Genomic DNA, 14,423 nt, shown 5'->3' on the forward strand with positions numbered 1-14,423 from the left:
GCCTATCTAGCGTTTATCTTTTACTGTATTGTGCGTAACGTTGTTGTAGCTGTTGTAACTGTTTAATTCGAGCCTCAATCCTCGAAATCATGATTTGATCGCCTTTCGTTTGGTTTTTAGCATTTTGTAATATTTGGATTGCTCGTGGAAATTGACCTTCGAGTGCAATCAGTTCTGCTTGAGCACTCATTTCTTTCGCTCTTGAATGCGATCCCCCATAAGCTGAAATCAGCAACTCCCAACCATTAGTATCATCATTATGATCAAAAGTATATCGATGAAGTAGACTTATGGCTTGTTGATAATTTTTATTTTTCACATAAGCATTAGCCAAATTGAGTTGTAATGCGGAGCTATTTGGTGATTTTTTTAATGCCGTTTGCAATCGATTAATTGCAGCATTATTGTTATTTGTACTTAAATCAATATCCGTCATTAAATCTATGTACCAAATGTTATTAGGATCATTATCTAATAATGGTTGCAGTTGTTGTTTTGCTCTTTGATAATTACCACTTCGGTAATCGGCTAGAGCATAACCATAAACGATAGCAATTTTGCTTTGTTCATTATTGAGTTTTTTGTAATCTTCGAGTAACAATTTGCCTGTATTGATATTATTACTAATTAAAATAGCTAATCTTGCTTTAGCTAAATAATAATTGAGTGATGGGGCAATATCTTTTTTAGAATATTGCATTGAACGATTTCGAATATCGGATAAACGGCTATTGGGTAATGGGTGAGTAAGTAAAATTTCTGGCGGCTTACTACTAAAACGGGTTTCATCAGCTAACTTTTGTAAAAACTCTGATGAAGCATATGGATCAAATCCTGCTTTAGCAAGTGTTCTTAGACCAACACGATCGGCTTCTTGTTCATTACTTTGTGTAAAACTAATCATGCTTTGCGTTGAACCCGCCATGGCACTTGTCATTGCCATCATCCCAGCTTCTGGATTGGCTAATGCTAATAATAAAGAACCTAATGTGGCACCCCAAACATAAGGGCTGTTGCGATTTTGGTTTTCCATTGCCCTAGCTAAATGACGTTGAGTAACATGACCAATCTCGTGAGCCATGACAGACGCTAGTTGGCTTTCATTATTCGTATCCAATATTAATCTAGAGTGAATAACCACATTACCGCCAAAAAAAGCAAATGCATTAAGTACATTGCTTCGCATAATATAAAAGTGAAAAGGTGTTTGCACTGATTCCGCTTTTAAAACTAATTTTTTACCTAAATCATTGATATATTGATTTAAAACAGGATCATTAATGATAGGGGCATCAGCGCGTAATAGTCGCATATAATAATCACCCATCTCCATCTCTTGCCCTATACTTAATGTTGAAGCAGCAGCCGTACCTATATCAGGAAGGTTGATATTATCGGCATAAACTAATGGGGCATTTTGTAGTAATAACGATGTAGATAGTACCAATGCGACTGCTTTTTTTAACATTGTTTCAACCTATAAGAATATTAACTGATTACTATTTTAGCCGAAAAAAAAGACAATTTCACTTTGAATTGCTCATCAACTGTTAGGTATATCAGGCGTTAATGATAAAAAATAATAAATTATTGGAATACAGCGGCTCGAATTTTTTCGATATCAACATTTTCGATGTATTTGACAATATTAGGGTAAACATTATAGTGATGACCAAATTCAGGTTTCATTAATTCATTAATGGCTTGAGATTTTGACCAATTTTGGAAGACTATACGATACATAGCTACAGCAACACCCGTGCGATCACTACCATGCCAACAATGAATTAATATTGGTTTGGGCGATTGATTAATAGCTTTTAGTATCTCAATTATTTTTTCGTCAGAAATATTTCCTGCTCGTATTTTGATCCAAACTTCAGAAAGAGCCGTATTTTCTAACTTATCGCGATCACTATGCAGTAAACGTAAGTTAATTATGGTTTTAAAGCCTAACTTTTCAAGATATTGTATCTGTTTTCTGGTCGGCTGTTCTGATCGTGAAAGATCATTAGATATTTTATAAAAATTATCGGGTAAATTATCACTAGGTTTCATATTAGATTGACAGCCAATTATCATCAAGCAGACACAACACAGCATTAATGAATTTGCTAATTTTACTTTGATAAAATCATAACAAGATTTTAATTGTTGTGTTGTGTACAACATAAATAGATACAATTTATTAATTTTTAAACCAATTGACGACGGTTTTGGATAAATTCAATGATGTTTTCAATTTTCACCATCTCTTTATCACCACCACAACGATGTTTATATTCCACTTCGCCATTATCCAGATTTCGTTCACCAATAACAATGGTGTGCGGAATCCCAATTAACTCAGCATCTGCAAACATCACGCCAGGTCGTTCTTTACGATCATCAAACAACACATCAATACCTGCAGTTTGTAAATCTGCATAAAGTTTTTCTGCCGTTGCTTGTACTTTTTCAGATTTATGCATGTTCATAGGAATAATGACAACACTAAATGGCGCGATGGCTTCTGGCCATACAATTCCACGCTCATCGTGACATTGTTCAATCGCTGCGGCTACAATACGACTTACGCCAATACCATAACAACCCATGATCATAACGTGGTTTTGTCCATCTTCACCTTGAACGGTTGCTTTCATCGCTTCTGAATACTTCGTTCCAAGTTGGAAAATATGCCCAACTTCAATGCCACGTTTAATTTGTAATGTGCCTTTACCATCTGGACTAATGTCCCCTTCAACCACATTACGAATATCTTCAATGCGCGGTAGGGCAACGTCTCGTTCCCAATTGATATTAAAGTAATGTTTATGATCAATATTGGCGCCCGCACTAAAATCACTCATTACTGCGACATCTCGGTCAATAATGATTGGCATATTTAGGTTGATTGGACCTAATGAACCCGGGCCAGCATTGACAATAGCGCGAATTTCTTCGTCAGTTGCAAACTCTAGTGGTGAAGCAACAATGTCAATTTTTTCAGCTTTGATTTCATTTAGAGTATGATCACCACGTACCAATAATGCAACTAATTGATGACCACTTTCTTTAGTTGCTTTTACCATTAATGTTTTAACGGTTTTTTCAATTGGTAAATTGAACTGTTGAACTAATTCATCAATGGTTTTGGCGTTTGGTGTATCAACCATTTCCATTGTTTTAGTCGGTGCTGCACGGTTTTGAGTTGGCGCTAATGCTTGTGCCATTTCGATATTGGCTGCATAATCCGATTCAGTTGAAAAGACAATATCATCCTCACCACTGTCAGCTAAAACTTGGAATTCGTGTGACCAACTCCCTCCAATTGATCCTGTATCGGCGCGTACGGCTCTAAAGTTTAAGCCAGCACGAGTAAACACGGCACTATAAGCTTTGTACATGTCATCATAAGTTTCTTGTAATGATGCTTGTGAAGTATGGAATGAATAAGCATCTTTCATAATAAACTCACGTGAACGCATTACCCCAAATCGTGGGCGAACTTCATCACGAAATTTGGTTTGAATTTGATAAACATTCAATGGCAATTGTTTATATGAACTCACTTCATTGCGTAGTAAGTCAGTAATTACTTCCTCATGCGTTGGTCCTAATACAAAGTCACGATTACCTCGGTCTTTAATACGTAATAGTTCTGGACCATATTGTTCCCAACGTCCGCTTTCTTGCCAAATATCAGCAGGTTGGACAACAGGCATTAATACCTCAATTGCTCCCGCTTTATTCATCTCTTCTCGGACAATGTTTTCAACTTTTTTAAGTACACGATAACCAGTTGGCAACCAAGTATATAAACCGGCCGCAACTTTTCGGATCATACCGGCACGTAACATTAATTGATGACTAATTACTTCAGCATCAGCTGGCGTTTCTTTTAACGTAGAAAGAAGATATTTACTTGTTCGCATGAATTTATCCCGAAAAATAATTTACTTATAAATATACTGAAAATGCTTGCTAGTTTAGCAGTACCCAGCGCAACACTAAAGTAATTTTATCGTTATTTTTGATGTGAAATAGATAATGAGACCATCAAAAGAGTATCAAACAAAGTAAGTTACTTGCGATAAATGCCAAATCTAACTCAAAAGTATCATGCATTATAAATTGGGGATTATTGTGAAATTGCAGGCAATTTTATAAAAATTTAGTATTAAAACTGATACTTTAATTTTTTTGGACACAATAAGTATCAAAATAGATATTTTTCTAAAAATATATCATATTGATTATATTAAATTTTTTCGCATTTGTGTGACGTAGATCACGTTGATAAAGGTATTAAGTTGATATCATACGCGCAAAATTTTAGACAAAGGAGTAGTTCAATATGGGCCAATTAACCATTAACGAGGGTATAACAACTTCTAAAGAGGATGCTGCGTTATCTAAATGGCGTAAAAGCGATACTTTATGGATGTTGAGCCTTTATGGTACTGCAATTGGTGCAGGGGTATTATTTTTACCAATTAATGCAGGTGTAGGTGGTTTGATTCCATTATTAGTGATGTTAATTCTAGCTTTTCCTATGACCTTTTTTGCTCACCGTGCTTTGTGCCGTTTTGTATTGTCAGGCAAAAGTAGAGACGGGGATATCACTGTCGTAGTTGAAGAAGCGTTTGGTCGCACGGCAGGAAATTGGATAACGATACTTTATTTTTTTGCTATTTACCCCATTTTATTAGTATATAGTGTAGGTATTACTAATACCGTCGATAGTTTTATGGTGCACCAACTGGGTATGGCGTCACTACCAAGAGCTTTGTTATCATTTATTTTGGTCGCTTTTTTAATGTCGATTGTCCATTTTGGTGAAGAACTTATTGTAAAAGTTATGTCCATTCTGGTGTTTCCTTTTATCGCTGTATTAATGATTTTGGCATTATTTTTAATTCCTGAATGGAATGGAGAAATTTTTAATAATATTTCTTTTAGCAGTAATGGTTACAGTGGACATGGTATTTTAATGACACTTTGGTTGGTTATTCCTGTTATGGTGTTTGCATTTAATCATTCGCCAATCATTTCTTCTTTAGCTGTTGCTAAACGTAAAGAATACGGTGAAAATTATGCCGAATCAAAATGTACTAAAATTATTGCAGCAAGTAATATTATGATGGTTGCAACGGTGATGTTTTTTGTGTTTAGTTGTGCACTTTGTTTATCGCCTGCAGAACTTTTAGAAGCAAAAGCGCAAAATCTTTCAACGTTATCTTATTTAGCGAATCGTTTTAATTCGCCAGTTATTGAGTATATTGGTCCACCTATTGCATTTATTGCTATGGCTAAATCGTTTTTGGGGCACTATTTAGGTGCGAAAGAAGGTTTTAATGGTATCGTGAATAAAGCTTTACGTAGTCGTAATAAAACAATATCTGAAAAGAAACTTGAAAAGCTTGCTGTAACATTTATGTTTTTAACAGCATGGGGCATTGCAACGCTCAATCCAAGTATTTTAGGTTTAATTGAATCACTAGGTGGTCCAATTCTTGCAGTCCTATTATTTATAATGCCAATGTATGCAATTCATAAATTACCCGCATTAGCAAAATATCGTGGCAAACTTAGTAATGGGTTTATTGTGATCATGGGATTTATTGCGATTTCAGCTGCTATTTATAATTTAGTTTAAAAGATCCCATTATTTATCATAGTTGATTTGATTTTTTATGAACAAAACCATCGGCATTAGCCGATGGCTCGTATTCTTTAATAGGCAAAATAGTTTTAATAGTAAATTTGCTCCTTGCCCATTTTGTTGCAATAGTAAATTTATGAAGATTTAAACTTACGCAACACAGTTGCGTAAGTATCAAAAAGGGAAAAATATGAGTTCGGTATTTGAAATATTTAAAATTGGTATTGGTCCTTCAAGTTCACATACGGTTGGCCCTATGAGAGCCGGGAAGGCATTTATTGATCAACTGATTAGTAATAACATGATGTCATCGGTAACCAAAATTGTGGCTGATGTCTATGGCTCTTTATCGCTAACTGGTAAAGGTCACCAAACGGATATCGCTATCATTATGGGACTTGCTGGCGAAAAACCTGATATGGTGAATATTGATGATATTCCATCTTTTATCGAAAAAATCAGTCAGACACATCGCTTACCGATTTATGATAATCGCTACGAAATCGATTTTCCTCTTGCTAGTTGTATGGTGTTTCATTCTAAATTTTTACCTCTCCATGAAAATGGTATGACGTTGAGTGCCTATAATGGTGAAACGCTCCTGTTTCAGAAAACCTATTATTCAGTAGGGGGCGGTAAAATTGTAGAAGAAGAACAATTTGCAAAGCAAAAAACCGAATCAGTAAAACTACCTTATCGTTTTTCTTCTGCTGCACAATTATTAAAACATTGTGAAGATAATTCTTTATCAATTTCCAGTATTATGATGAAAAATGAGCTGCAATTTCATTCGTATGAAGAAATTGAAGATTACTTTTCACGCGTCGGACAAACTATTTTAGAATGTATCAAACGTGGTATGAATACAGAAGGTTTATTACCTGGACCACTTAAAGTGCCACGCCGAGCTTTCTCTCTTTATCGACAGCTATCTACAACGAAAGATCAGATCATTAGCGATCCAATGGTGATCATTGATTGGGTTAATATGTTTGCACTTGCTGTGAGTGAAGAAAACGCAGCAGGGGGACGCGTGGTTACGGCTCCAACTAATGGTGCTTGCGGTATTATTCCAGCTGTATTGGGTTATTATAATAAATTTATTAATCCAGTTACGCCTGATATCTATATTCGATTCTTTTTAACTTGTGGTGCAATTGGTCAACTTTATCAAATGAACGCTTCTATTTCTGGTGCAGAAGTTGGTTGCCAAGGTGAGGTAGGCGTGGCTTGTTCAATGGCTGCTGCAGGCTTAGCTGAGCTTTTAGGTGGAAATCCCGAGCAAGTTTGTATGGCTGCCGAAATTGCGATGGAACATAATTTAGGTTTGACTTGCGATCCTGTCGCTGGGCAAGTACAAGTGCCATGTATTGAGCGTAATGCTATTGCCGCCGTCAAAGCTATCAATGCCACAAGAATGGCGTTGAGACGAATAACGGCAGCAAAAGTAACTTTAGATAAAGTGATTAAAACAATGTATGAAACTGGTAAAGATATGAATGCTAAATATCGAGAAACATCTCGAGGTGGATTGGCAATTACAGTACATTGTAGTTAAGAGTTCATTTATTATCTTCGCCTTTTTTATAATTGGCGAAGATAAAAATTACGTTAGATCCTTAGCTTTAGAGTTTTATTTTTTGAATTTTTTTTAGTATTTCCAGCGCATGGTATTCACTTTAGAACGTAAAAAATCATTTTCAACAAGTACGTCAACTTTTTCTTTGTTTGTTGTTCGTTTTTTTCTTTTCCGCTTTGGTTGGTCTGCTGAGGTTTTGTGAATGACTTCGTTGTAGGCAAGTAAGTTATTAAGCTGATCGAGTTCGCCTAATCCTTTAAGAACTGAAATTAATGTTTGTAATGTGATTGATTCACCTTGCTCAATACGTTTTATTGTTGCTATACCAATTTGAGATTTGTCGGCAAGTTCTTGTTGCGATAAATTTTTTTCGATTCTAGCCATTTTTATTCGGCGACATAACAATTTTATCATGTCGTTAATTTCATTCATGAATAATCCTTACTGGGTAAACTAAAATTTAAGGTTATTTTTATAGCTAAACATGTAATATATCATTTAAACTTTCAATGATATCACTGGCTAATAAACTATATTTATTATGTCTTTTTAAAGCAGCATCACCTGCTAATCCATGTAAGTAAACACTTACTGGGGCTGCTTTTGTTGGTGATAAATGTTGAGCGATAAGTCCAGCCATTATTCCCGTTAAAACATCACCCGTTCCCCCGGTAGACATACCATTATTCCCGGATTGGTTAATATAAGTGGCGTGTTCAGGTATTGCGACAATGGTTTTTGCATCTTTTAGAACACAGATTACGTCAAAATCTTGTGCAAATTTTTTAGCTGTTGTGATGAGATTAGTTTTAATTTTTTCAATCTGAAGATTGACTAATCTAGACATTTCGCCCAGATGAGGTGTGACAATAACTGTTGACTGAGCTTGTTGAAGTAATTTTAAATTCATAGCCAAGGCATTAAGCCCGTCAGCATCAATAATTATAGGAATCGTAGCATATTGTAATACGTGTGCTAAGATTTTATGAGTATCATCGGATACGCCCATTCCTGGACCAATCACAATGACCGAAGCCCAATGTATTAATTCTTCAAGTTTTTTTATATCAATTTTATTGGGAATATATGGCGTAAGTAATACTTCAGGTAGTTGTGTTAATAAAATATCACGATTGCATATTGGTGTGTAAATACGTACTAACCCTGCGCCGGTTTTATAAGCGGCTTTAGCCGAAAAGAACGCTGCTCCAGACATATTTTCTGAACCCGCAATAATTAATACTTTACCATAGCTACCCTTATGGCTGTTATTTGATCGGCATGGTAGTAATTGACTCAACTCATTAGATTGATAAGTATAATGACTTGCTGGAGTATTTGCATAGATACCAATATCTGCAATAGTGACTTCACCAGCTAATTCGACCCCAGGATAAAGTGATAAACCAATTTTTGAATAGGCAAATGTTACAGTTTGTTTGGCCTTGACTGCAATACCAAGAATTTTACCTGTATTGCTGCAAAGTCCTGAGGGAATATCAACAGCAAGCACTTCAATATTACTTTGATTAATCAATTCAATTGTATGAAAAAAATCACCTGTAACAATACGATTAAGTCCTATACCAAAAATGGCATCAACAATAGTTGTATACTTGGCAAATGAATCGGTGGGTGAAGTTGCAAAAGTAATATTATAATGCTGTGCTACTTTTATTTGCTGTAATGTTTCGTTTGAAGCATTTTCTGGATTACCAAGTAAATAAACATCCACATCAATATGTTGTAATTTAAGTAGGCGAGCAATGGCAATACCGTCACCACCATTGTTACCGTATCCACATACTACAGCCACTTTATTTAAATTATAGTTATTGTTATTGAGTTGGTTCACAACGGCTAGTGCCGCACGTTCCATGAGTACTAGAGATGGTAAGCCAATTTCATTTGAGGTATAAGCATCGTAATGCTTCATTTCAGACGAGGTAACTAAGTATTGCATGATACTGCCTCTTTCTGTAAATGAGATGCCACATTAAGTGGCAAAATCATACAGGTAAATTAATCAATAATTAGATTAATGATTGTTCATTCATTTGCTTTTTTAACTGTTGTTTTTTTAGGCTTTCTAATATTTTATTATGTATTCCGCTAAAACCACCATTACTCATAATTAAAATGGCATCAGTCGGTTTAGCCGATTTTGTTATCATTTCGACAAGTAAATCGATATCGCCAGACCAATATGCAGGCTGAATACAACCATCAACAACATCCGCTACTAACCATGGTAATTGTTCAGGTTGGAATATGTAAACTTCATCAGCACGACCAAGTGATGGCGCCAACTCATCTTTTGATACTCCAAGCTTCATTGTATTTGAACGAGGTTCAAGAACAGCTAAAATTCGGCGATTAGCACCAATTTTACTACGCAATGCTTCAAGTGTTGCCAAAATTGCAGTTGGATGATGGGCAAAATCGTCATATATTTCTATATTATTAACTTCACCATAAAGTTCTAACCGTCTTTTGGCGTTGATAAATGAACCGAGTGCTGCACAAGCATCCGTCGGCTTAATACCAACATTATGAGCTGCAGCAATAGCCATCAACGCATTATGCATGTTATATTCACCGACTAAAGAATACTTAACTTCGCCCACTTTTTCGCTATTGTAGTAAACCGCAAAATGGCTGGCATCACTGTTAATACGTTGTGCTAACCAACCTGTTTCAGATTCTGTAAAGCTTTGTTCGCTCCAGCAACCTTTAGCTAATACTTGTTTTAAATTAACATCATCTTGTGGCGCGATGATAAGCCCTTTACTTGGTACTAAACGAACTAAGTGGTGAAACTGCTTTTGGATTGCAGCAAGATCATCAAAAATATCAGCATGATCAAATTCTAAATTATTCATGATTAATGTCTTAGGGCAGTAATGCATGAATTTTGATCGTTTATCAAAAAATGAACAATCGTATTCGTCGGCTTCAATAACAAAAAAATTACCTTCACCTAATCTCGCCGATACGTCAAAATTACCAGGGACACCACCAATAACAAAACCTTGCTTATAACCTTGTTTTTCTAAAATCCAATTGACCATTCCAGCTGTGGTTGTTTTACCATGTGTACCTGCAACCGCAATAACCCAGCGCTCGCATAAAACATTGTCATGTAACCATTGGGGAGCTGAAATATAAGGAATATTATTATCAAGCACATATTCAACACAAGGGTTACCTCTTGATAACGCATTACCAATGATCACCAGATCAGGGGTAGGGGTCAATTGTGAAGGATCATATCCTTCAATAATATCAATATGCTCTTTTTGTAAGAGTGTACTCATTGGCGGGTAAACATTTTTGTCTGAACCCGTTACGTGATGACCCTGCGAACGGGCTATTAATGCAATTCCTGTCATAAATGTGCCACAAATTCCTAGAATATGAATATGCATTTTTAGTCCTTAACTTTAATAAAATGTACTGATAATAATATCTGTTTTGTTATCAATGTCGTTTTGATTGGCAATTGGATGTAATTCCGAAATGTCCGGATAATTATAGTCGATTTTTATGGCTTATGCGATAGGCCATAAATATCTAATCAATAATTTTGCCATTTGATTACCTCGAAATTCATCTACCATCAGATGATAAACGATTTTGACATTTTTTAATGATTGATCTGGCCATTGTTGCAAATTAGCATTAAATAATATCCCTTCAATCACCGGTCCCCCTTTTTGGGGTTCCAAAACCAATCTAAGATGTTTTTCTGCAAATAAGCGCTGTTGATGAATAATAAATTCTCCATCAAAAATAGGCTCCGCAAATCCTTCTCCCCAAGGTCCAGCTTCTTTTATATGTTTTGCGATTGCATAATTAAAATCTTTACCATCAATTTCACCATCTGTTTCAATAATTGGTTCTAGTGATGTCTTAATTAATTTTGTATTGATTAACTCTTCAAAACAATTTTTAAATTGTTCAAAATCTTCTTCACGAATGGTTAAACCTACCGCCATTGCATGACCACCAAAACTTACAATTAAATTAGGGTATTTCTGATCAAATTCATCTAATAAATCACGAAAATGTATTCCTGCAATTGATCTTCCCGATCCTTTTAAAAAACCGTCTGATGTTGAAGCAAATGAGATAACGGGTCGATAATATTTATCTTTTAATCGGGCAGATAAAATACCAATAATACCTTGATGCCATTCAGGATGATAAACAATAAGTATGTCAGGAATGGCTGTTGCTTGATTCTCAATTTTTTGAATAAATGATAATGCTTCTTTATGCATAGTCTGCTCAATCAACTTGCGATCATTATTGAGCATATCAAGATTTTTGGCTTGTTCTAAAGCAGTATCAAAATCATCACAAAGTAACAATTCAACACCTAAAGACATATTATCCATTCTTCCTGCCGCATTTAATCGGGGAGCCACATAAAAGGCGAGATCGGTTGCAGTGAAAGAAGACTGCTCTTTTTTAGCAATTTGCAATAAAGCTTTTATTCCTTCACAACAATAGCCTGATCGAATTCGGCTTATGCCTTGATGGACTAATATTCGATTATTGTGATCAAGTTTTACTACATCAGCAATAGTACCTAAGGCCACTAAATCCAGTAAATTAGTAACATTGTATGGTGTTAAATTTTTCTTTGTATACCAATCTTCCTTACGTAATTTTGCTCTTAATGCCAGCATAAAATAAAAGGCTACCCCGACGCCAGCCAAATGTTTAGATGGAAAAGCACAATCAGGTAAATTAGGATTGATTATGGCATCAGCATTGGGTAACTGTTCAGGGCATAGATGATGATCAGTAATAATCACCATTAAATTAGCTTGCTTTGCAAACTCGACCGCTTCAACAGCAGCAATACCATTATCAACAGTGATAATTAAATCCGTGTGTTGTGAAATAGCTTTTTTTACTACGCTTATACTTAATCCATAGCCATCTTCAAAGCGATCTGGAATAATATAATCAACAAATTGACAGCCCATTTTTCTAAGTGCTGTGACCATTAATGCCGTACTTGTTGCCCCATCGGTATCGAAGTCACCGACAACGACAATGCGTTTATTCTCTTTCATTGCTGAATAAAGAATTTCAACAGCGTTTTGTGTCCCATCCAATTTATCAAAATTGCATAAATTTTGCGTAGTATAATCAAGTTCATGCATGGATCTAATACCACGCAATGCGTATATTCTTTGCAATAATCGCGGAATATCTTGTGATAACTCAGGAAAAGATTCGGGTAATTTTCGATGTAATATTTTGGTTTTATTCATATTGTAAATGTTAGCGTCAAAACGCTAACATATGTCTTTATATTTGTTTTAATTAATAATTAAAATTGATTAGTTAAATATTACTTAACTGATTTTTTATTTAAAATAGTCAGTAATTTATCAGCAGGAACATAACCAGAAACAAGTTGGCCATCAGCTAAAACAATGGCTGGTGTGCCAGTAATACCAATTTGTTTGCCAACGTTAAATTGTTGGGTTACGTAAGGTATCATACTGCTTGCTGGAGAGATAGGATTATCTTTGTAAGCATTTTCAAAAGCAGCTTTACGATCCGCTACACTCCAGATTGATTGCATGTTTTTCCCAACTTCGCTATCCGCACCAGCACGAGGAAAAGCAAAATAGTGTACTGAAATACCCGCCTCTAAATATTTATTAATATTTTCATGCAATAACTTACAATAATGACAAGTATAATCGGTAAATACCGAAATAACATATTTTTCATTGTTAGCTTTATAGACAATAGCATCTTTCTCAATAGATTTAATTAATTTAACATTGTTGCTGTTAGCTATATTTTGTGGTTCATCACCTTGTACATCAAAAATAGGTCCTTGAGTTAAGTATTTACCATCATCAGAAACATAAAAAATGCCATCAGGCGTAATAACGGTTTGAAATCCATTTACTGAACTATTCTCAATTTTAATATCTTTGGATTCATAACCTAATCGGTTTAAGCTTTTCGTAATATCTGCATTATCTGCTAATGCTGAAGTTGAGATTAATGCCAAACCTATACTTAAAACTATTTTCTTCATTTAATTATCCTTATTTTGTTGAGAACTACGCTCGAGGATGATGTTTGCTATGTAACTGCTTTAACCTTTCCGTTGCTACATGTGTGTAAATTTGAGTGGTTGATAAGCTACTATGACCGAGTAGCATTTGTACCACGCGCAAATCCGCGCCATGATTAAGCAAATGGGTTGCAAAAGCATGTCGAAGTACATGGGGGGAAAGTGCCTCAATATTAATGCCGGTTAGTATGGCATAATATTTGATTCTATGCCAGAAAGTCTGTCTGGTCATTTTTTTTCCTAATCTGCTTGGAAAAAGTACATCAATTGCACCATTTTTCAAAAGATCATTTCGAGCATATTTAAAATAATATTCTAACCAATAAATCGCTTCTTCACCAAGTGGTACTAAACGTTCTTTATTACCTTTACCGATGATTCGAACGACACCTTGACGTAAACTGACATCACTTATTTCTAAATTAACCAATTCAGAAACACGTAAACCTGTGGCGTAAAGGACTTCTAGCATGGCTTTGTCTCGAAGCTCAATAGGGTCTTCAGTACTTGGTGATTCAAGCAAAGCATCAACTTGTGATTCAGTTAAATCTTTGGGCAATTTTTTGGGTAATTTGGGTGATGATAAAACTGCAGAAGGATCATCAGTACGATAGTTTTCTTGATAAAGATACTGAAAAAATCGTTTAGTTGCACTGAGTAAACGTGCAGAGCTGCTGGCTTTATACCCATCTTGAACTCTCTGCATTAAAAAATTCTGTAAATTATCCGTTTGTGCGGTCAATAACGTTACATCTTGTTGTTGCAGTGATTGACTTAATGCTATTAAATCAAGTTTATAAGATGCAATAGTATTTTCAGCTAAATTGCGTTCTAGCCATAGTGCATCTAAAAATTGTTGTATTAACAGTTTATTTTGTGCTGGTATATTTTTATCAGATATCAAAAGTCATCTCTACTATTAATTTATGATAATTATTATATACCAACTGAGGATAAGTTGCAGATAGGTTCAGATTATAGGCTGGTATAATACTTTTTCGATATTCAATTATTCTATTTACCCCATTTTTTTACTTAAACGTATAGTTAACCTTAAACTTTTTGACAAAATCATTTCATCAAGC

General features: G+C 35.1%; 11 protein-coding genes. 2 read left to right on the plus strand and 9 right to left on the minus strand.

The features are described 5' to 3' along the window. Positions 1-13 precede the first annotated feature (13 nt). The 3 genes from A9G17_RS08945 to proS all read right to left on the minus strand — a co-directional run bounded on the left by A9G17_RS08945 (position 14) and on the right by proS (position 3,917). On the minus strand, positions 14-1,468 hold the full coding sequence (locus tag A9G17_RS08945; protein ID WP_065738404.1) for a beta-barrel assembly-enhancing protease: 1,455 nt from the start codon (positions 1,466-1,468) through the stop codon (positions 14-16). 119 nt (positions 1,469-1,587) lie between these two features. Beyond that, entirely contained in the window at positions 1,588-2,172 is a 585-nt protein-coding gene (locus A9G17_RS08950) for a fused DSP-PTPase phosphatase/NAD kinase-like protein (protein WP_081301726.1), read from the minus strand. 23 nt (positions 2,173-2,195) lie between these two features. After that, entirely contained in the window at positions 2,196-3,917 is a 1,722-nt protein-coding gene (proS, locus tag A9G17_RS08955; protein WP_065738405.1) for a proline--tRNA ligase, read from the minus strand. A 422-nt stretch (positions 3,918-4,339) separates the two neighbouring features. Here proS and A9G17_RS08960 point away from each other — a divergent pair, with 422 nt between their 5' ends. Together A9G17_RS08960 and A9G17_RS08965 are read left to right on the plus strand one after the other, a co-directional pair. Then, complete coding sequence (locus A9G17_RS08960) at positions 4,340-5,641, plus strand: serine/threonine transporter (protein WP_065738406.1); 1,302 nt, start codon at positions 4,340-4,342, stop codon at positions 5,639-5,641. Between the two features lie 196 nt (positions 5,642-5,837). Then, the gene (locus tag A9G17_RS08965; RefSeq protein WP_065738407.1) at positions 5,838-7,205 is read left to right on the plus strand and encodes an L-serine ammonia-lyase; all 1,368 of its coding nucleotides are present in this window, start codon (positions 5,838-5,840) and stop codon (positions 7,203-7,205) included. 93 nt (positions 7,206-7,298) lie between these two features. On the opposite strand, the gene A9G17_RS08970 is transcribed toward A9G17_RS08965, so the two are convergent. The 6 genes from A9G17_RS08970 to xerD form a co-directional block, all read right to left on the minus strand. After that, positions 7,299-7,658, minus strand: coding sequence for a helix-turn-helix domain-containing protein (locus A9G17_RS08970; RefSeq protein WP_065738408.1), 360 nt, complete (start codon positions 7,656-7,658; stop codon positions 7,299-7,301). Positions 7,659-7,704: 46 nt separating this feature from the next. Further along, the gene (locus tag A9G17_RS08975) at positions 7,705-9,189 is read right to left on the minus strand and encodes a bifunctional ADP-dependent NAD(P)H-hydrate dehydratase/NAD(P)H-hydrate epimerase (protein ID WP_065738409.1); all 1,485 of its coding nucleotides are present in this window, start codon (positions 9,187-9,189) and stop codon (positions 7,705-7,707) included. Positions 9,190-9,259: 70 nt separating this feature from the next. Continuing rightward, the gene (gene mpl / locus A9G17_RS08980) at positions 9,260-10,654 is read right to left on the minus strand and encodes a UDP-N-acetylmuramate:L-alanyl-gamma-D-glutamyl-meso-diaminopimelate ligase (protein WP_065738410.1); all 1,395 of its coding nucleotides are present in this window, start codon (positions 10,652-10,654) and stop codon (positions 9,260-9,262) included. Between the two features lie 123 nt (positions 10,655-10,777). After that, a complete protein-coding gene (gene recJ, locus A9G17_RS08985; protein WP_065738411.1) occupies positions 10,778-12,514 on the minus strand; it encodes a single-stranded-DNA-specific exonuclease RecJ in 1,737 nt (578 codons plus the stop codon). An 80-nt stretch (positions 12,515-12,594) separates the two neighbouring features. Beyond that, the gene (dsbC, locus tag A9G17_RS08990; protein WP_065738412.1) at positions 12,595-13,299 is read right to left on the minus strand and encodes a bifunctional protein-disulfide isomerase/oxidoreductase DsbC; all 705 of its coding nucleotides are present in this window, start codon (positions 13,297-13,299) and stop codon (positions 12,595-12,597) included. Between the two features lie 25 nt (positions 13,300-13,324). Further along, positions 13,325-14,224 (minus strand): site-specific tyrosine recombinase XerD, encoded by a 900-nt coding sequence (xerD, locus tag A9G17_RS08995; RefSeq protein WP_065739133.1) that lies wholly within the window; start codon positions 14,222-14,224, stop codon positions 13,325-13,327. Positions 14,225-14,423 lie beyond the last annotated feature (199 nt).

This window comes from Gilliamella sp. wkB7 (genome assembly GCF_001693435.1).
Taxonomy (GTDB): Bacteria; Pseudomonadota; Gammaproteobacteria; order Enterobacterales; family Orbaceae; genus Gilliamella; species Gilliamella apicola_N.

What these genes read in the sequence shown, in the direction of transcription:
- dsbC (WP_065738412.1), bottom strand. Translation starts at nt 13,299, where the DNA reads ATGAAGAAAATAGTTTTAAGTATAGGTTTGGCATTAATCTCAACTTCA.
- A9G17_RS08970 (WP_065738408.1), bottom strand. Translation starts at nt 7,658, where the DNA reads ATGAATGAAATTAACGACATGATAAAATTGTTATGTCGCCGAATAAAA.
- proS (WP_065738405.1), bottom strand. Translation starts at nt 3,917, where the DNA reads ATGCGAACAAGTAAATATCTTCTTTCTACGTTAAAAGAAACGCCAGCT.
- A9G17_RS08975 (WP_065738409.1), bottom strand. Translation starts at nt 9,189, where the DNA reads ATGCAATACTTAGTTACCTCGTCTGAAATGAAGCATTACGATGCTTAT.
- A9G17_RS08945 (WP_065738404.1), bottom strand. Translation starts at nt 1,468, where the DNA reads ATGTTAAAAAAAGCAGTCGCATTGGTACTATCTACATCGTTATTACTA.
- A9G17_RS08965 (WP_065738407.1), top strand. Translation starts at nt 5,838, where the DNA reads ATGAGTTCGGTATTTGAAATATTTAAAATTGGTATTGGTCCTTCAAGT.
- recJ (WP_065738411.1), bottom strand. Translation starts at nt 12,514, where the DNA reads ATGAATAAAACCAAAATATTACATCGAAAATTACCCGAATCTTTTCCT.
- mpl (WP_065738410.1), bottom strand. Translation starts at nt 10,654, where the DNA reads ATGCATATTCATATTCTAGGAATTTGTGGCACATTTATGACAGGAATT.
- A9G17_RS08950 (WP_081301726.1), bottom strand. Translation starts at nt 2,172, where the DNA reads ATGTTGTACACAACACAACAATTAAAATCTTGTTATGATTTTATCAAA.
- A9G17_RS08960 (WP_065738406.1), top strand. Translation starts at nt 4,340, where the DNA reads ATGGGCCAATTAACCATTAACGAGGGTATAACAACTTCTAAAGAGGAT.